The sequence below is a fragment of the Olsenella uli genome (assembly GCF_016899935.1).
Taxonomy (GTDB): Bacteria; Actinomycetota; Coriobacteriia; order Coriobacteriales; family Atopobiaceae; genus Thermophilibacter; species Thermophilibacter uli_B.
The window spans coordinates 12835-31898 of sequence record NZ_JACJJK010000008.1 but is presented as its reverse complement, the minus strand read 5'-3'; the positions used below and the strand labels follow the sequence as shown (position 1 = coordinate 31898).

Sequence of the window (19064 nt, the reverse complement as noted above, 5' to 3'; positions counted from 1 at the left end):
CGCCCGCGCGCCCCGTAACGCGCGTGGAAACGCGCGGGACCTCGCGGCCCCCGGTGTTTACAATGGCGTTTCTGGGTATCTCTAGACCCAAGGACCACCCGAGGCGAAGGGCTAGCTCACACGATGGACATGAACGACAACAGGCGTCGCCGCTCGATGCTGCTCTACATCCTGATCGCGATCGTCGCGTACCTCGCGATCAGCCAGACGCTCTACCCCAACCTGCGCGCCGCGCAGGTCACTTCCGTCGACTACAGCGAGTTCGTCGACATGGTCGAGAAGGGCGAGGTGACGCAGGCCGAGTCGGTCTACGGCAACCCCGAGCTGAACTTCGCGACCGGCGAGGGGGAGAGCCAGAAGCTCTACTCCACGGTGCTCTTCAACGGTACCGAGGAGTCGACCGCCCAGCTGCTCGACGCGCACAACGTGACCATGGTCTCCGAGATCCAGGACACCTCCGGCGACCTCTGGCTCATGCTGCTCGTCTCCTACGGCCTGCCGATCCTCATCTTCCTCGGCATCGGCTGGTGGCTGAACCGCCGCATGAAGAAGGCCATGGGCGACGACGGCCCGTCGATGAACTTCGGCGGCGGCGCGTTCGGCGGGGGCGGCCTCGGCAAGTCCAACGCCAAGGAGATCAAGGGCGAGGAGACCGGCGTCACGTTCAAGGACGTGGCCGGCCAGGACGAGGCCAAGGAGTCGCTCGAGGAGATCGTGAGCTTCCTCAAGAACCCCGACAAGTACACCGAGATTGGCGCGCGCTGCCCGCGCGGCGCCCTGCTCGTGGGCCCTCCGGGCACGGGCAAGACGCTGCTCGCCAAGGCCGTCGCCGGCGAGGCGGGCGTCACGTTCTTCCAGATCGCGGGCTCGGCCTTCGTGGAGATGTTCGTGGGACGCGGCGCCGCCAAGGTGCGCGACCTCTTCAAGCAGGCAAACGAGAAGGCCCCCTGCATCATCTTCATCGACGAGATCGACGCCGTGGGCAAGCGGCGCGACACCTCGCTCTCCTCCAATGACGAGCGCGAGCAGACCCTGAACCAGCTCCTCTCCGAGATGGACGGCTTCGACAACCACAAGGGCATCGTCGTGCTGGCGGCCACCAACCGCCCCGAGACCCTCGACCAGGCGCTGCTGCGCCCGGGCCGCTTCGACCGCCGCATCCCGGTGGAGCTGCCGGACCTCGCCGGCCGCGAGGCCATCCTCAAGATCCACGCGGACGACGTCAAGATGGAGCCGGGCATCGACCTCGCCGTCGTCGCGCGCTCCACGCCGGGCGCCTCGGGCGCGGACCTCGCCAACATCATCAACGAGGCGGCGCTGCGCGCCGTGCGCATGGGCAGGCGCCGCGTGACGCAGGAGGACCTGCTCGAGTCCGTCGACGTGGTCATCGCCGGCGAGAAGAAGAAGTCCACGGTCCTCTCCCCGCACGAGAAGGAGGTCGTCTCCTACCACGAGACCGGTCACGCCATCGTGGCGGCCATGCAGAAGGGCTCGGCGCCCGTCTCCAAGATCACGATCGTCCCGCGCACCTCGGGTGCGCTCGGCTTCACGATGCAGGTCGAGGAGGACGAGCACTTCCTCACCACGCGCCAGGAGGCCAAGGACAAGATCGCGGTGCTCTGCGGCGGCCGCGCGGCCGAGGAGCTCATCTTCGGCGAGATGACCACCGGCGCCTCCAACGACATCGAGAAGGCCACGCAGCTCGCGCGTGCCATGGTCACGCAGTACGGCATGTCGGACAAGTTCGGCATGGTGCAGCTCGGCCAGCCCGCGAGCCGCTACCTGGGCGGCGGGCAGCAGCTCACCTGCTCGGAGGGCACGGCGCAGGAGATCGACGCCGAGGTCCAGGCGCTCGTCGAGGAGGGCCACCAGAGCGCCCTCAAGACCCTGCGCGACAACCGCTTCAAGCTGCACGAGATCGCCCACTACCTCCAGAAGAAGGAGACCATCACGGGCGAGGAGTTCATGAACATCCTCACCCGCGACGACGGCTTCGCGCCCAAGATGCCCACGCCGGCGCCTGCCGAGTAGGGCCCGGCCCGCGCGCCAACCCCGTCGTCCCGTCCGGGAATCGCCGGGGTTGGCGCGCGGGCATCCGAGAAACGCCGCCCTTGTCACAGCGCGTTCCGAGAAACGCCGCCCTTGTCGCAGCGCGTTCCGGGAATCGCCGTTCTTGTCGCGCATCTTCCAAGAATCCCGGGGTTTGCCCGCTCATGTGTCCGAGAATCGCCGCCCGTGCGCAACGCCAGCGCGCACGGGCGGCGATTTCTAGAACGCCCCGCGACAAGGGCGGCGTTTTCCGGAAGGACGCTTACGCCCCGCGCCGCTCCGGCAGCTCGCCCGCCCGGTAGGCGGCGAGCAGGGCCCGCAGGTCGGCGATCTGCTCGCGAATCTCCTCCCCGGTGTCGGTGTCGCCCACGGTGAGCGGGCGCGGCTCCAGCTCGAAGCGGTCGTCGTCGCTCATGATGTCCGCGTTGAGGTCGAGCACGTCCGCGATCGAGCCGAACGGGCGGTGCGCCTTGATGCGCATGCCGCGCGGGTCGGAGATGAGCGTGTAGCCGCCGATGCCGGTGGTCTTGTGGTAGGCCTGGCAGAACCCGCCGTCGATGACCAGCAGGTGCCCGCCGGAGCGCACGGGCTTCTCGCCCTCCGAGGCGTGGACGGGGGTGTGGCCGTTGATGATGTGGCCGCGCTCGGGGTCAACGCCAAACTCCTCGAGGATGCGCCGACAGACCGCCACGTCGTCGGTGAGCGCGTAGTAGGGGTCGCGCGGCTCGGCCCAGGTCGCGCGGTCCGTGAGGTAGGTGCGCTCGAAGGTCTTCATGAGGCGGCCGGAGAGCGGCGAGTAGCGGCCGCACCACAGGTACCACATCCAGTCGAGCGAGACCTCGTCGCTCTCCTGCCACGCGCGGCGGGCGAGGCGGTCGGCGTAGTCGTAGTAGGCCTTGCCGGCCAGGAGCTGCCCCTGGTGGTTCACCGGGTGGAAGGTGCCGTCCTCGTTCATGGGAACGCAGGCGTGGAAGAGGACGTCGTCGTTGTGGACGAGGTAGGCGCTGCCGTGCTCGTAGAGGAAGTTCACGTGCGCGCCGAGCTGGTGGGAGGTGCGCACGGCGGCGAGCAGGTTGTCCATCACGCGGACCTCGTCGTCGGAGAGCGCGTAGGGGTCCGACCAGTCCACGGTGGGGAAGTCGCGCGTGACGAGCTCGTGGTCCTTCTCGCCCATGCGGACCGTGCCGCGCGCCGCGTCTACGCGCCCGAGCAGGAGGCGGTCCTCCATGTGCCAGTTGGGGTGGCGCAGGATGGTCTGCCCCTCGAGCTTGAAGAGTATCGCCGAGATGGCCTTCTCGAGCGGGCTCATGGCCTCGCCCGAGCGGTACGTCGCCTCGGCGAACAGCGCCAGCTCGCGCAGGGAGATGCCGTAGGCGCTCTCGAGGATCTGCAGGGAGTCGTAGCGGATGTTGTTGCGGATCACGGCCGCCAGGCACGTGGCCGAGCCGGCCGCCGCCCCCATCCAGACGATGTCGTGGTTGCCCCACTGCAGGTCGACCGAGTGGTACTCCATGAGGCGGTCGAGGATCTTGTCGGCGTGGCCGCCCCGGTCAAAGACGTCGCCGACCACGTGCAGGTGGTCCACCGCGAGGCGCTTGATCAGCGACGCCAGGCTCACGATGAAGTCGTTCGCCGAGCCGGTGTCCACGATCGTGTCGATGATGCGGCGGTGGTAGCCCTGGCGCTCGTCGCCCTCGCCGGGGGAGGCGTGGAGCAGCTCGTCGATGATGTAGGCGTACTCGGGCGGCATGGCCTTGCGGACCTTGGAGCGCGTGTAGGAGTCGGAGAGGTAGCGAGCCAGGCGCACGAGGCGCATGAGCGTGATCGCGTACCACTCCTCGGTGACGACGCCGGCCGCGGCGAGGCGGCGGAGCTTGCGGTGCGGGTAGTAGATGAGCGTGCAGAGGTCGGCCTGCTCGCCGCCCGTGAGCTCGAAGCGGAAGATGTCGGCCACGCGCTCGCGGATGACGCCGGAGCAGTTGTTGAGGATGTGCTTGAAGGCGTCGTACTCGCCGTGGACGTCGGAGATGAAGTGCTCGGTGCCCTTGGGCAGGTTGAGGATGGCCTCGAGGTTGATGATCTCCGCGAGGGCGGAGCGCACCGTGGGGAACTTCTCGGAGAGCAGCTCGAGGTACTTGCGGTCTGGCATGCGGGCCCCCTCTCGACGCGTGGTCTTCCCATGGTGCGCGCCCGGGAACGATTCCGGCAACCGGTTTTCGGCGAGAAGGGCGAGAAGGACATGGCGGGCGGCGGCGCGTGCGCTCGTAGTCCGGGGCGAACAGCTCTCGGGGCGCCGGTCCCCCGGGCACAAAGACGTAACAAACTTGTTCACGTTTTTCTCTTGACGTGGCTGCTCGGGGGGGGGGTAGTCTGCGCCTAGATGCCGTTGAGAGGAGATTTGATGGACGTCAAGACGATTGCGATCATCATCGCGCTCGTGATTGCGGCGATCGGCTTCTACCAGAAGGTCCAGCACCGCAAGGAGGGGAGCACCCTCAGCAGGGCGCGCGACTTCGTCGAGTATTCCGAGACGTTCACGCTCAGGCACCTTGCCGACGGGGAGCTCACCTCCGCGTTCAAGGCCGCACAGCCCGGCGCCAAGGCGGGGGTCACGATGCACGGCAACGCCCAGCAGGTGGTGTTCGAGGGGCCCTTCGGGGCGGTGCTCTCCCGGACCGAGAACACCGACGAGAAGTCCGTGTACGTCTTCAAGTTCACCAACTGGAAGTCCCGGTATGGGTCTCCCCTTTACGCGGAGGACATGAACCTCCTCCTGACGGCGGTGGAGAAGATCTTCGTCTCGCTCGACCCCAACACGCAGGTCTCCACCAAGAAGGAGGACATCACGACGAAGCGCCCCATCTTCTAGGGCCCTTCGTCGAGGCGGCGTCTTTGGTCCAGGGAAAGGTGATTGACATGGAAAGCGTACCTCCGATTGTGGTGCTCGTGCTCTTTGTTGTGGGCGTCGCCGTGGTGAGGGGGCTCATTCGCAAGGGCGTGGGGGCCGGTGTCGACGCCGCGCGCAAGCACATCGACAAGAGTGCGGGAAAGTACCAGTCCTCCGAGGCGGAGAACCTGAGCGACCGATTCAAGCGATAGGGGCGCGCCATGGGTGAGCTCATTCTGCTGATTGCCGTGATCGTCGGAATCTGGCTCCTGAGAGACGTCGTCGGGAACGTCGTGAACAGCATCGGGGACCGTGCGGCGAACGCTGCCGCCGACGCTGCGGCCAGAGGCGGCGCCCCTGACGCGGCTCGGGAGGCTGGCGGCGGGGCGCCGCGCGGCGAGCGAGAGGAGGCGTCCGATGGCTGACGCTTCAAGAAGGGGCGGGCCCGGGCCGTCCGTGCGCGGCGGGATCTCCCGGCGCGCCGCCGTCACGTTGGGGCTTCTCGGTCTCACGTCAGGCGTCGTGGGCTGCGGAAACGCTGCCGTTGACACGTAGGGCGTCCGGATCCCCGGCGGTTGCGGAGGGGTCTGACGACGCGCGGGAGGACTTCGCGTCCGCCCGCGACGAGGCCGAGGAGTCGTGGTCCGCGCGGCAGGACGCCATCGCGTCGGCACAGGAGGCGGACGAGGAGTTCCGGGCGGGCGTCGTCAAGAACCCTGACGACCTGACGGCGTTCGAGGCGGCGCTCGCCGACGCCTCCGCCGTTGAGGACGCCCACAGCGAGTATGAGGACGAGCCCGAGACGTCCGAGGGGCTCGCCGAGGCGACCGAGCGGCTGGAGGCAGCCGCCGACGCCTACGGCGCGGCGGCCCAGGAGCTCTCCGACGCCCAGGGCGCGGTCGAACTGCGCAAACCGGGGGAGGGTTCGTTCACCTACACCGACTGGGACGGCTACACCTACCGGATCGACTACGACCCCAACCCTGCGATAACGGTCGACTCGACGGAGGGCAAGCCGGGGCAGGTGGGCCTCTACTTCGACTTCTCGGTGTGCTCCGTGACGCTTAGCAACACGACCCCGGGCAAGAAGGCCCCGGGCATGGTACTCACGCTCAACCCACTCTACAACGTGGACGACTTCTCCGACTTCATCATCATCGATGATGGGGGAAGTCTTAAGTACGAGGTCGCGACGTTCGGACCGTTGTCGCAGCCGGCGACGTTTGACGCCGCCCCGACGATGGACGAGATCGAGGAGCATGTCTACGAGACTCGCTACCTCAACCCCTTCGACAACGCCGTGACGGGCATCAACCCCGATTATGGCGAGGTCTCGCGCATGGACTTCTCCGCCTGCGCGACGCACGTGAGCTACGGAACGACGATGTACGACGCGGGCGACGACCTCGAGGTCGGCGAGACGCGCGAGCTGACGTGCGTCTTTATGAGCTCTGCCCTCACCGGCGGCAAGCAGAAGTGGAGCGTCGGCAACATCTCCGAGGGTTACGTGGACAAGTTCAGGAAGATCGTCGGATGGGCGATTCATCCCGAGAGCGGCACGTATGCCCCCAAGGACGCGGCCGTCTTCGCGGGATACTCCAAACCGGGGACCATGTTTGCCTACGGGACGTGGCTGTATGGCTACGACCCGGTGAGCGGCTAGGTCTGTCCCAAGTTCTTCTCGTCGTATTTCGCCCCTTCGCCCGCATCCGTGCTACCATGCTGAGCCAAGGCGTTGACGGGGAGAGTACCCGGGGGCGCGCGGCCCAGAGAGAGCGGGGACGGTGGGAGCCCGCGGCCGCGTCCCGGAGAAGATCACCCCCGAGCCGCGGCCCCAAAGCGTGTCGGGAGGAGGAGGTTCTTCTCGCCGCGCGAGTAGGCGTCGCCGGAGTGGCCGCCGACACAGGCCAGCCGAGTAAGGCGGATGTCCGCTCGCTGGGTGGTTCACAAGCGAAGTGCCTTGGAAGCGCTTCGTCCCAGCACGTGGGACGGGGCGCTTCTTGCGTTCCGGAGGACGGGAAGAGAGGAAAGCGTGGCCAAGAACGAGTACAAGAAGACGACCAACCTGCCGAGCACGGGCTTTCCCATGCGCGCCAGCCTGGCCGTCAACGAGCCCAAGCGCCTGGCGATGTGGGAGGAGAACCACGTCTACGAGCAGATGATCGCCAAGAACGAGGGGCACGAGAAGTTCGTCCTGCACGACGGCCCCCCGTACGCCAACGGCCCCATCCACCTGGGCCACGCGCAGAACAAGATCTCCAAGGACATCATCAACCGCTACTGGTCCATGCGCGGCTACCAGACGCCGTACGTCCCCGGCTGGGACTGCCACGGCCAGCCGATCGAGCACAAGGTGGAGACCATGCTCGGCACGGAGAAGTTCAACCAGCTCCCCACCGAGAAGGTCCGCGAGCTCTGCCGCACGATGGCCGTCGAGCAGGTGGACACCCAGCGCCAGGGCTTCAAGCGCCTGGGCGTCCTCGGCGAGTGGGACAACCCCTACCTCACCTACGTGAACGACTACGACGCCACTGACGTGGAGATCTTCAAGGCCATCTTTGACGCCGGCGCGATCGTGCAGGGCTCCAAGCCCGTCCACTGGTGCAGCCACTGCCACACGGCGCTCGCCGAGGCGGAGATCGAGTACGGCGACGAGGTCAGCCCCGCCATCTTCGTGCGCTTTGAGATGACCACGGTGCCGGAGGGCCTGGAGGAGTGGGCCGGCAGGCTCTTCGTGGACATCTGGACCACCACGCCCTGGACCCTTCCCGCCGACGACGCCGTGATCCTGCACCCCGAGGCCGCCTACGTGGCGCTCGTGCACGACGGCCACGCGGAGATCGTGGCCGAGGCGCTGGCTGAGCGCCTGGTGGGGAAGTTCGGCTACGGCGAGGTTGAGCTCGTGCGCGGCGAGGACGGCGAGCCCTGGCGCGCCACGGGCGAGCAGCTCGCGCACAACCGCTACAAGCAGCCGATCTTTGGCGACCAGGGCGAGACGGGCGAGTTCATCTACGCCGACTACGTCACCCTGGACGACGGCACGGGCGTCGTGCACTGCGCTCCCGGCCACGGCGTGGACGACTACCTCGCCGGCCAGAAGTTCGGCATCCCCACGGTCATGCCCGTGGACGACGACGGCCGCTTCTTCGTGGGCGACAAGATCGGCACGGGCGGCCCGTGGTCCGGCATGGACGTGAACGAGGCCAACCCCAAGATCATCGAGTGGCTGGACGAGCGCGGCGTGCTGATCCTCCACGAGGACATCTCCCACAGCTACCCGCACTGCTGGCGCTGCAAGGAGCCCGTCATCTTCCGCGCCACGAGCCAGTGGTTCGTCTCGATGGACAAGCCGCTGCGCGGCGGCAAGAGCCTCCGCGAGCAGGCGCTCGAGGAGCTCTCGAAGGTGCGGTTCTACCCGAGCCACGCGATCAAGCGCATCGGCTCGATGGTTGAGGGCCGCCCGGACTGGTGCATCAGCCGCCAGCGCAACTGGGGCGTTCCCATCCCGGCCTTCACCTGCCAGGACTGCGGCGAGACCGTCATGAACGACGACACGCTCGACGCCGTGATTAAGCTCTTCCGCGAGAAGGGCTCCGACGCCTGGTTCACCGACGACCCCGCGAGCTACCTCGGTGACGCCTGCGTCTGCCCCGCGTGCGGCGGACACCACCTCAAGGCCAACAAGGACATCCTGGACGTGTGGTGGGACTCCGGCGTCTCCCACACCGCCGTCTGCCGCCACCGCGACAACCTCACGTTCCCGGCGGACATGTACCTCGAGGGCTCCGACCAGCACCGCGGCTGGTTCATGAGCTCGCTCATGACCTCGGTGGGCGCCTACGGCGTGGCGCCGTACAAGTCCGTGGTCTCCCAGGGCTTCACGCTGGACGGCCAGGGCCGCAAGATGTCCAAGTCGCTCGGCAACGTGATCGACCCCAACAAGGAGTGCGACACCCGCGGCGCCGACATCCTGCGCCTGTGGGTCACCTCGGTGGACACCTCCAACGACATCCCCTGCGACGGCCAGATCCTCGACCACGTGGGCGAGGCGTACCGCCGCTTCCGCAACACGCTGCGGTTCCTGCTGGGCGAGATTGAGGGCCAGTTCGACCCGGCGACCGACGCGGTGCCCTATGACGAGCTCCTCAGTTACGACAAGCTCACCCTCGCGCGCCTCTGCCAGGTTCACGACCAGGTGAGCGCCGCCTACGAGGGCTACCGCTTCAACCAGGTCTACCGCACGCTCTACGACTACGTGATCACCGAGCTCTCCAACGGCTACCTCAACGCCACCAAGGACCGCGTCTACTGCGGCGAGAAGGACGGCTTCGAGCGCCGGAGCGCCCTCACCGTCTGGGCGCAGATCCTCTCGATGCTTGTCCACGACCTGCAGCCCATCCTCGTCTACACCACCGACGAGGTCATGAGCTACCTGCCGGCGTCCCTGCGCGACGGCCAGGAGTACGCCGCCCTTCTCGACTGGTACCAGGCGCCCTGGACCGCCGAGCAGTACGAGCCGTATCTGGCGGCCTACGACGCCGTCGTGGAGGCCCGTGCCGCGTTCACCAAGGCCTACGAGACCGCGATCGCCGACGGCACGCTGCCCGAGAAGACCACGCAGGCCGCCCGCGCCGCGCTGACGGCGCCGGCCGAGACCCTCGCGCTGCTGACCGGGCCGCTGGGCTGCGACCTGGCCGAGCCGTTCGTGTGCTCGCACGTGGACCTCGCGGAGGGCGACGAGCTCTCCTGCGCCGTGGAGCCGGCGGCGGGCGAGAAGTGCCCGCGCTGCTGGAACTTCCGCGAGCTCGGCGAGGACGGCCTCTGCGAGCGCTGCCACGACGCGGTGGCCGCGCTCGAGGAGTAGGGCTTGTCCGGCTCCGACACCACGAACTCCGCCCGCGCGCGGCGGCTGGCGCTCTTCGCGCTGGTCGCCGCTGCGGTCGTGGCGCTCGACCAGCTGAGCAAGGCGGTGGCCCGCGCCGCGCTCGTCCCGGGCGAGCCGGTCACGCTGATCCCGGGCGTGATGGATCTCTCGCTCATCTACAACACGGGCGCCGCGTTCTCGATGGGGGAGGGGGCGGGCCCGCTCTTCGTGCTCGTCGCGCTCGCGATGTGCGCCGCCGGTGCCTACGTGGCCTGGGCGCGCTCGGACGTGCCGCTCCCGCTGCTGCTCGCGGTGGCGTGTGTGGTCGGCGGCGGCGTCGGCAACGCGATCGACCGCGTGGCCCTCGGCGCCGTCACGGACTTCTTCAAGACCACGTTCATGGACTTCGCGATCTTCAACGTGGCCGACATCTTCGTGACCTGCGGCGTTCCGGTGGCGCTCGTCCTGTGGTGGCGCTGGGACGTTGCCCGCGAGCGCGCCGCAGCGGGGGAGTAGGCGCCGTCCGGCGGGCGGATTTCGCCGAGTCTGTACTTTTTTGGCCTCCAGCCGAGTACAGACTCGATTTTCGATTAGGTTTTCGCTGGTAGCGAAGTCGTCCATCGAGTCTGTACTTTGCGATGCGGCAAAAAACTACAGACTCGGCGATCGTGCGGCGTAAAGGAGGCATCAGATGGCCCAGCGTCCCGTCAACCTGCTTGTGGGGCCCGAGTCCGACGGCATGCGGCTCGACGCCTTCCTCGCCGCAGCTCCCGACATGCCCTCGCGCTCCGCCTGCGCGCGCCTCGTGGAGGACGGTGCCGTCACCATCAACGAGACGCCGGCCACCTCCAAGTCCGAGAAGGTCCTGCTCGGCGACCGGGTGCGTGCCCTCGTGGAGGAGCCCGAGGACGCGGGCGGTCCGCTCGCGCCCAACCCCTACATCCCCCTCGACATCCGCTTCGAGGACGACCACCTCATCGTCCTCTCCAAGCAGGCGGGCCTTGTCTGCCACCCGAGCCCGGGCCACGTGGACGACACGCTGGCCAACGCGCTCGTCGCCCACTGCGGCTACGCCCACCTCGGCATGCTCCAGGGCGAGGAGCGCCCCGGCATCGTCCACCGCCTCGACATGGAGACCTCCGGTCTCATGGTGGCTGCCAAGGACGACGCCACCCAGAAGGCCCTGCAGGACCTCATCCGCCTGCGCGTCCTGGACCGCCGCTACGTCACGCTCGTCCACGGCCCGATCGCGCACGACGAGGGCACCATCGAGACCGGCATCGCCCGCTCCACGCGTGACCGCCTGCGCATGGCCGTCTCGGACGCCCCCGGCGCCCGCGAGGCCATCACGACCTTCCGCGTGCTCGAGCGCTTCGAGGCCGGTCCGCGCGACGACGGCTACACGCTCATCGAGTGCCACCTCTACACGGGGCGCACCCACCAGATCCGCGTCCACCTGCGCCACGTGGGCCACCCGCTCGTGGGCGACCCGCTCTACGGGCGCGGCGACCTCCGCCAGAACCTGGGCCTCGCGCGCCAGTTCCTGCACTCCTGGCACATCCGCTTCGACCACCCCGTAACGGGAGAGACGGTGGAGCTTGCCGACACCCTGCCGCCCGACCTCCTCGATGTACTAGAATCGCTTGGCGAAAGGTCCATGGGCCGGACGCCGGCGGGGGAGGCCATCTGCCCGCGCCTGGCGCCCGACGGACGAGCCTCCGAGCGCGAGGGATAAGATGGAGTTCAACCGGTTCGGCCTGACGCCGATCGTCATTTTCAACTTTCTCATCTGGCTCTTCTTCACCGCAGCCTACCTCTACCAGATCATCTACGTGCTGCGGGTCATCGTGCGCGGCACGGTGCGCCTGCCGGAGGCCAAGCGGCGCCACTCCTACGCCTTCGTGATCGCGGCGCACAACGAGGAGGCGGTCATCGGCAACCTCGTGACCTCCATCCTCTCCCAGGACTACCCGCGCGAGCTCATGGACGTGTTCGTGGTGTGCGACGCCTGCACGGACGATACCCACGCCGCCGCCGAGGCGGCCGGCGCCACCGTCTGGGATCGCAACGACCTCGCCCGCCGCGGCAAGAGCTGGGCGCTCGACTACGCCTTTGACCGCATCCTCAACGACTATGGCGACAAGTACGAGGCCTTCGTGATCTTTGACGCCGACAACCTCGTGTCGCCCGACTACATCTCCGTCATGAACCAGGCCTTCGACGCGGGCTACCTCGTCTGCACCGGCTACCGCAACTCCAAGAACTTCGACTCGAGCTGGGTGAGCGCCGCCTACGCGCTCTGGTTCATGCGCGAGGCGAAGTTCCTCAACAACGCCCGCATGATGTCGGGCACGAGCTGCGCCATCTCCGGCTCCGGCTGGCTCGTCTCCGAGCGCATCGTGCGCGGCATGCACGGCTGGGACTTCCACACCCTGACCGAGGACATCCAGTTCTCCACGTTCTGCTGCGCCAACAACGTCCAGATCGGCTACGCCCCGGCGGAGTTCTTTGACGAGCAGCCCGTCACCTTCAAGGCCTCCTGGACCCAGCGCATGCGCTGGACCAAGGGCTTCTACGAGGTGTTCTTCTCGTATGGCCGAGATCTTGTGAAGGGCATCTCCAAGGGCCAGTTCGCGAGCTACGACATGCTCATGACCATCGCCCCGGGCATGATCTTGACGCTGCTCTCCTTTGCGGTGAACGCCACCTACCTCATCATCGGCTCGCTCAGCCACGGCTTCATCGCCACCCAGACCGAGCTCGACATGTGCGTGGGCTCGCTGATCATGACGTTCGTCTCGATGTACGTGGTCTTCTTCGTCCTGGCGATCATCACGACCGTCTCGGAGCGCTCCCACATCCATGCCAAGAAGCGCTGGCGCGTGCTCACGAACATCCTGACGTTCCCGCTGTTCATGATGACCTACATCCCGATCACGGTGGCGGCCCTGTTCAAGAAGGTCGAGTGGGTCCCCACCAAGCACGACATCGCCGTGAACGTGGAGGACGTCGTGGGCAATGCCTAAAAGGGGTCAGACCCCTTTTAGGCACGTTTTCTCGGCAAACGGTGCCTGATGGAGCCGTGAGCGGATGTTACAATGGCGTGAACTCACACGACACCGCCGAGGCGGGGAGAGGAGCCGGCACATGGCAACGTTCTTCGAGGGGGAGTCCCACACCTTTTCCGAGTACCTGCTCGTCCCCGGCTACTCCTCAGCGGAGAACATCCCCGACAACGTGTCTCTCAAGACGCCGCTCGTGAAGTTCCGTCGCGGCGAGGAGCCCGCGCTCAGCCTCAACATCCCCATGGTCTCGGCCATCATGCAGTCGGTCTCCGGCGTGGACATGGGCGTGGCGCTCGCCATCGAGGGCGGCCTCGCCTTCATCTACGGCAACCAGACGCCCGCGGCCGAGGCGGCCATGGTCAAGGCCGTCAAGGATCACAAGGCCGGCTTCGTGGAGTCCGACTCCACCCTCACGCCGGACATGACGATGGAGGAGGTCATGGCGCTTAAACAGCGCACCGGCCACTCCACCATGCCCGTCACCGACGACGGCTCCTCGCGCGGCAAGCTCCTCGGTATCGTGACCAGCCGCGACTACCGCCCCACGCGCGACGACCACCAGAAGAAGGTTCGCGAGTTCATGACCCCGCGCGAGAAGCTCATCGTGGGCGACAAGGACATCACGCTCAAGAAGGCCAACGACGTCATCTGGGACAACAAGCTGAACGCCCTGCCCGTCGTGGACGAGAACGACCACCTGGTGGGCATCGTCTTCCGCAAGGACTACGACCAGCACAAGTCCAACCCCAACGAGCTGCTCGACGCCAACAAGCGCTACATGGTGGGCGCCGGCATCAACACGCGCGACTACGCCGAGCGCGTGCCGCTGCTCGTGGAGGCCGGCGCGGACGTGCTCTGCATCGACTCGTCCGAGGGCTTCTCCGAGTGGCAGAAGCGCACGCTCGAGTGGATCCGCGCCAACTACGGCGACTCCGTCAAGGTGGGCGCCGGCAACGTCGTGGACGAGGACGGCTTCCGCTTCCTCGCCGACTGCGGCGCGGACTTCGTGAAGGTGGGCATCGGCGGCGGCTCGATCTGCATCACGCGCGAGACCAAGGGCATCGGTCGCGGCCAGGCCTCCGCCGTCATCGACGTCTGCCGCGCGCGCGACAGGTACTTCGAGGAGACTGGCGTCTATGTGCCCGTCTGCTCCGACGGCGGCATCGTCTACGACTATCACATGACGCTCGCGCTCGCCATGGGCGCCGACTTCATGATGCTCGGCCGCTACTTCGCGCGCTTCGACGAGTCCCCGACCGAGCGCGTGAACGTGAACGGCCAGTACATGAAGGAGTACTGGGGCGAGGGCTCCGCGCGTGCCCGCAACTGGCAGCGCTATGACCAGGGCGGCGCCTCCAAGCTGGGCTTCGTCGAGGGCGTGGACTCCTACGTGCCCTACGCGGGCTCGCTCAAGGAGGGCGTGGGTCAGACGATCTACAAGATCAAGTCCACGATGTGCAACTGCGGCGCCAAGACGATCAAGGAGCTGCAGGAGAAGGCGCGCCTCACGCTCGTGAGCTCTACCTCGATCGTCGAGGGCGGCGCGCACGACGTGGTCGTCAAGGACTCGCAGCACTCGGTGAGCTACCGGTAATCGCCGGCGACAAGAACCTCGATTCCGCAGCCGCCCCGGCGCCTCACGGCCCGGGGCGGTCGTTCTTCTCGTCCGCGCCTTCCCGCCCGAGGTTATGCGCAATCTTGTAGGGTATGCGCGCCGTTGAAGGGTATGCGCACGGTTAAGGTCTTCATAATTGCAGGTAGCTGAGCCGGGCGAGAAGAACCTCCACTCGCGGCCTGCGCATAACCTTCGCGCGTGCGCATAACCTACGCCGCCGCGCCCGTTCTTGTCGCCAAGCGGGCCCGAGCTGCTACAATGACGCAGTTGACCATCGCATACGAAGGAGCCACGCAGATGAGCGACGCCGACAAGAACTTCGAGGTCCCGGCCTACGACGCCGAGGAGATCGAGACCCGCTGGCAGGCCGAGTGGGACGCCGAGGAGCTCTACAAGACCGACGAGGACCCGAGCAAGCCCAAGAAGTACGTCCTCGAGATGTTCCCGTACCCCTCGGGCGACCTGCACATGGGCCACGCCCGCAACTACACGATCGGCGACGCGATGGCGCGCCAGGCCCGCATGCGCGGCTTCGACGTGCTGCACCCGATGGGCTTCGACGCCTTTGGCCTGCCTGCGGAGAACGCCGCGATCAAGCACAACACGCAGGCGAGCGTCTGGACGCACAAGAACATCGACCAGGCGGTCAAGACCATGCGCCGCATGGGCTTCTCCTACGACTACGACCGCATGTTCAATACCTGCGACCCCGAGTACTACAAGTGGGGCCAGTGGATCTTCCTCAAGATGTGGGAGAAGGGCCTCGTCTACCGCGACAACTCGCCGGTGAACTGGTGCCCGGGCTGCCAGACGGTGCTCGCAAACGAGCAGGTCGTGGATGGCAAGTGCTGGCGCTGCGGGTCGGTGCCCGAGAAGCGCGCTCTCTCCCAGTGGTACTTCAAGATTACCGACTACGCCCAGGAGCTGCTCGACGACCTCAAGAAGCTCGAGGGCAAGTGGCCCGAGCGCGTCCGCGCGATGCAGGCCAACTGGATCGGCCGCTCCGAGGGTGCCGAGATCGACTTCGCGCTCGCCGACAAGGACGGCGTGACCCCCACCGACACCAAGATCACCGTCTTCACCACGCGCCCGGACACGCTCTTCGGCGTGAGCTTCTTCCTGCTGCCGCCCGAGAGCCCGCTCGCCGCGGAGCTCGTGGCCGGCACCGAGCACGAGGCCCCCTTCCTCGAGCTCAAGGCCGCCGCTGAGAAGGTCTCCTCGGTGGACCGCCAGGGCTCGGAGCGCGAGAAGCACGGCGTCTTCACCGGCCGCTACGTGATCAACCCGGTGAACGGCCGTCCGGCGCCCATCTGGGTCGCCGACTACGTCCTCATGGACTACGGCACCGGCGCCGTCATGGGCGTGCCCTGCGGCGACCAGCGCGACTTCGATTTCGCCAAGAAGTACGGCCTGGAGATCGCCCCGATTATCTGCGAGAAGGACGACCCGCTGTACGAGCGTCTCAAGGACGAGCGCGAGCTCGTCGTGACCTCGGTGGACTGGGACCACGCGATGGAGGCCGAGGGCTATCTCGTGCAGTCCGGCCAGTTCACCGGCATGAAGGGCGGCAAGCACTCCGAGGCCGTGGACGCCATCATCGACTGGCTCGGCGAGCAGGGCCTCGGCCGCAAGACCGTGCAGTTCCGCCTGCGCGACTGGCTGATCAGCCGCCAGCGCTACTGGGGCAACCCGATCCCGATGATCCACTGTGACTGCTGCGGCGACGTTCCGGTGCCCTACGAGGACCTGCCCGTCACGCTGCCGGACGCGCTCGACCTCGGAGCCGGCGAGACGCTGGCCGCCTACGCGCCGTTCTACGAGACCACCTGCCCCAAGTGCGGCAAGCCGGCCAAGCGCATCACCGACACCATGGACACCTTCACGTGCTCCAGCTGGTACTACCTGCGCTACTGCGACCCGCACAACGAGAAGCTGCCCTTCTCCAAGGAGGCCGTGGACCGCTGGATGCCGGTGGACAACTACATCGGCGGCATCGAGCACGCGATCCTGCACCTGCTCTACAGCCGCTTCTTCACCAAGGTCCTGCGCGACCTCGGCATGATCGGCATAGACGAGCCCTTTGAGAACCTGCTCTGCCAGGGCATGGTCAAGGACGCCAACGGCGACACCATGTCCAAGTCCAAGGGCAACGTCGTGCCGCCGTCCTCGGTGATCGAGCCCTACGGCGCGGACACCATGCGCTTGGCCATTCTCTTCATTGCGCCGCCCGAGAAGGACTTCAACTGGGACGAGGAGGCCGTCGCCGGCGCCAACCGCTTCATCAAGCGCGCGTGGCGCGTGGTCTGGCTGCTCTCGCAGAGCGCGGCGGCCGGCTCCGTGGACGCGGGCGCGCTTGACGCGGCGGGCAAGGACCTCTGGCGCACGCTCAACGGCATGGGCCTCAAGTGCACATCCGACTTCGACCGCGGCCAGTTCAACACCGCCATCTCCGCCGTCATGGAGATCACGAACGCCGCGTCCAAGTACGTGAACGAGGTCGCCGTTGAGCAGCGCGACCCGGCGCTCTGCTTCGCCGTGGCGCACGCGATCGTGACCATGCTCGCGCCGATTTGCCCGCACTGGGCCGAGGAGCTCTGGCACAAGGCACTTTGCCAGGAGGGCTCGGTCTACAACGCGGCGTGGCCGGAGTTTGACGCCGAGGCCGCCAAGGCCGACGAGGTGGAGATCGCGGTCCAGATCAAGGGCAAGGTCCGCGGTCGCATCATGGTCGCGGCCGACGCCACGGACGCCGAGGTCGAGGAGGCCGCCCGTGCCGCCGTGGCCGAGCAGCTCGCCGGCAAGGAGATCAAGAAGGTCATCGTTATCAAGGGCCGGCTGGTCAACATAGTGGCGGTGTAGGTCCTCACGCAGGCAGGGGAGACCCGCCGACATTCCTCCGAGAAGTGCACTTCGTGAAACTTCTCTCCGGAACATCGGCGGGCCTTCTGCGTGTCGGGTCTCACGCGCTGCCGAGAGGTTCTTGTCGGCAGGTTGGGTTTGACGGGCTTGGAGTGCCCGGGAGTGGGTACAATAGGCTCGACGGCAGCCTACGTGTGGTTACCTAGGCAGTGCCGTTACTTGAGTCCGGCCGCCTACGTGCTAGCGCTGGCGGCCTTCTCGTTCATCGGACATACCTCGCACCTCTCGGACAAGCCTTACTATTGCCAGAGCCAGGGACACACATCCTGTCAGACATCCTGTCAGAAGAGCAACGACCTCAGTCATATCCATAGGCATCACCTCCCCTCGCGGGTACGGCGCTGCCTTCGGTACGCGGTGTGACCGCCGAGCCGTAGGGAGGGTTCTACCCGTCGTAGCGGCGTACGGCGAGAAGCAATCGGTGGACGGTGCCTCTGGGCTACGACGCACGAAGCGCTTTATGAATGGACGGGGGCGCCGCAGTTGGGGCAGAAGTAGCCGCCCACGCTGAGCTTTGTGCCGCAGTTCGGGCAGAACCGCGTCTGCCCTGCGATTGCCGCGTTGATTATGCGCCGAACGTCGGCTCGGTCCGTGTTCCCTCGATTCCATTGCTCCTGCGTCGCCTTGCTGACGTAGATTGGCGGATCGAAGAGCGACGCCCGCATCTTGTCTAGGACGGAGCGGCGCTTTGTGTCGTAGACGATTCGGTGGGCGAGAAGTACTATGAGTGCAACAAAGAAGGCGAGCGACAGTGCGAATGTGATTAGATTCCCCTCGCCCCTGACCAGCTCGACGATTGCTAGAGGAAGAGAGAGGCTCAGGAACGCGCAGAGCACGGTGCAGATGGTCCACACCCCGTGCTCTGCGAGTCTCCACGGCTTCGGGACGGTCGACCAGGGTTGTACGAGGCCGCAGGAGCCGCAATTCACGACCGAGCCAACGTAGCCATAGTCGTGCTCGACGTTAATCTTGTGCGCAGTTCTCTCGTCGACGGCGTCGAGCTCCGCTAATGCGCTGGCGCGCGTCCGCTCCTGCGTGGCGGACTTCTTCGTCGCGGAGCTGAACGTGTGGTACATGCCGCTTGCCGACGCCTTAATCTCAGTGAAGTATACCTGCTCATGCCAGCAATACCAGCAGCGGTAGACGATGGGCCGCCGCGCCGTGACGTTCGCGGTGTACTCGATGATGCCCGTGGGTATGCGGACGGCAAGCATGGGCGCCCCTCTCCGTGGAATGTTTGAGTTAATGATACGGTACACCATGGGGGGCGGAGCTTGCGACGTATCCGTGACCATGGTTCTTGTCGGCTTGGATTCCGGCCCCCTTGGTTCGAGGACGAAGCAGCGCCAGCTCATCGACATGCGCAAAAATGGGCGACTTGGCAGGGGAGAGGCCCTTCTCGTGCACAAAGGGGGCGACTTGGCAGGGAATCACGCGCCAAGTTGGCGCTTTTGTGCAGCGGGCGAGAAGAACGCCCAGTTGGAGGTTTTTCTCGCCCTGCCAAGTCGGCAGCTTTTTACGTTGCGGCGGCAGCGCTTCTGCCAAACCGGCCCGTTTGTGCACCGCCTCGGCCCCTGTCCACCCTCTTGTGGGCTTCTCGTGGAGGGTCGCTTGACGGAAGGCGAGAAACACCGTAGACTAGCTGCGTATTCGAAGCTGTAACCG

15 protein-coding genes are annotated in these 19064 nt (G+C 66.6%); 12 read left to right on the top strand and 3 right to left on the bottom strand.

All coding sequences use genetic code 11. From position 1 onward, the window contains the following. The first annotated feature begins 123 nt into the window (after positions 1 to 123). Positions 124 to 2031 (top strand): ATP-dependent zinc metalloprotease FtsH, encoded by a 1908-nt coding sequence (gene ftsH / locus H6A07_RS07920; protein ID WP_204814387.1) that lies wholly within the window; start codon positions 124 to 126, stop codon positions 2029 to 2031. A 280-nt stretch (positions 2032 to 2311) separates the two neighbouring features. Here the strand turns inward: ftsH and H6A07_RS07915 are convergent, their stop codons facing one another. After that, on the bottom strand, positions 2312 to 4198 hold the full coding sequence (locus H6A07_RS07915; RefSeq protein ID WP_204814386.1) for a fructose-1,6-bisphosphatase: 1887 nt from the start codon (positions 4196 to 4198) through the stop codon (positions 2312 to 2314). Positions 4199 to 4450: 252 nt separating this feature from the next. Between H6A07_RS07915 and H6A07_RS07910 the strand changes: the two genes are divergently transcribed. The 11 genes from H6A07_RS07910 (at position 4451) to leuS (ending at position 17339) form a co-directional block, all read left to right on the top strand. After that, positions 4451 to 4918: a hypothetical protein gene (locus tag H6A07_RS07910; RefSeq protein ID WP_204814385.1), complete on the top strand. Its 468-nt coding sequence runs from the start codon at positions 4451 to 4453 to the stop codon at positions 4916 to 4918. 47 nt (positions 4919 to 4965) lie between these two features. Beyond that, positions 4966 to 5148: a hypothetical protein gene (locus H6A07_RS07905; protein WP_204814384.1), complete on the top strand. Its 183-nt coding sequence runs from the start codon at positions 4966 to 4968 to the stop codon at positions 5146 to 5148. 9 nt (positions 5149 to 5157) lie between these two features. After that, on the top strand, positions 5158 to 5361 hold the full coding sequence (locus H6A07_RS07900) for a hypothetical protein (protein WP_204814383.1): 204 nt from the start codon (positions 5158 to 5160) through the stop codon (positions 5359 to 5361). Beyond that, positions 5354 to 5491 (top strand): hypothetical protein, encoded by a 138-nt coding sequence (locus tag H6A07_RS07895; protein ID WP_204814382.1) that lies wholly within the window; start codon positions 5354 to 5356, stop codon positions 5489 to 5491. The genes H6A07_RS07900 and H6A07_RS07895 overlap by 8 nt, the downstream gene beginning before the upstream one ends. Then, complete coding sequence (locus H6A07_RS07890; protein WP_204814381.1) at positions 5481 to 6599, top strand: hypothetical protein; 1119 nt, start codon at positions 5481 to 5483, stop codon at positions 6597 to 6599. The genes H6A07_RS07895 and H6A07_RS07890 overlap by 11 nt, the downstream gene beginning before the upstream one ends. Before the next feature lie 423 nt (positions 6600 to 7022). Next, the gene (gene ileS / locus H6A07_RS07885) at positions 7023 to 9800 is read left to right on the top strand and encodes an isoleucine--tRNA ligase (RefSeq protein ID WP_239471165.1); all 2778 of its coding nucleotides are present in this window, start codon (positions 7023 to 7025) and stop codon (positions 9798 to 9800) included. A 3-nt stretch (positions 9801 to 9803) separates the two neighbouring features. Then, entirely contained in the window at positions 9804 to 10316 is a 513-nt protein-coding gene (gene lspA / locus H6A07_RS07880) for a signal peptidase II (protein WP_239471161.1), read from the top strand. Between the two features lie 175 nt (positions 10317 to 10491). After that, positions 10492 to 11535 carry an RluA family pseudouridine synthase gene (locus tag H6A07_RS07875; protein ID WP_204814379.1) on the top strand — a complete coding sequence of 348 codons (1044 nt, stop codon included), beginning with the start codon at positions 10492 to 10494 and terminating at the stop codon, positions 11533 to 11535. Position 11536: 1 nt separating this feature from the next. After that, the gene (locus H6A07_RS07870) at positions 11537 to 12826 is read left to right on the top strand and encodes a glycosyltransferase family 2 protein (protein ID WP_204814378.1); all 1290 of its coding nucleotides are present in this window, start codon (positions 11537 to 11539) and stop codon (positions 12824 to 12826) included. Between the two features lie 121 nt (positions 12827 to 12947). Then, positions 12948 to 14459 (top strand): IMP dehydrogenase, encoded by a 1512-nt coding sequence (locus H6A07_RS07865; protein WP_204814377.1) that lies wholly within the window; start codon positions 12948 to 12950, stop codon positions 14457 to 14459. 318 nt (positions 14460 to 14777) lie between these two features. Next, the gene (leuS, locus tag H6A07_RS07860; protein WP_204814376.1) at positions 14778 to 17339 is read left to right on the top strand and encodes a leucine--tRNA ligase; all 2562 of its coding nucleotides are present in this window, start codon (positions 14778 to 14780) and stop codon (positions 17337 to 17339) included. Between the two features lie 518 nt (positions 17340 to 17857). Here leuS and H6A07_RS07855 read toward each other — a convergent pair. Both H6A07_RS07855 and H6A07_RS07850 read right to left on the bottom strand, forming a co-directional pair. Beyond that, positions 17858 to 18613 carry a zinc ribbon domain-containing protein gene (locus H6A07_RS07855; RefSeq protein ID WP_204814375.1) on the bottom strand — a complete coding sequence of 252 codons (756 nt, stop codon included), beginning with the start codon at positions 18611 to 18613 and terminating at the stop codon, positions 17858 to 17860. A 28-nt stretch (positions 18614 to 18641) separates the two neighbouring features. Next, a complete protein-coding gene (locus H6A07_RS07850; RefSeq protein ID WP_204814374.1) occupies positions 18642 to 18944 on the bottom strand; it encodes a hypothetical protein in 303 nt (100 codons plus the stop codon). Between the last annotated feature and the right edge of the window lie 120 nt (positions 18945 to 19064).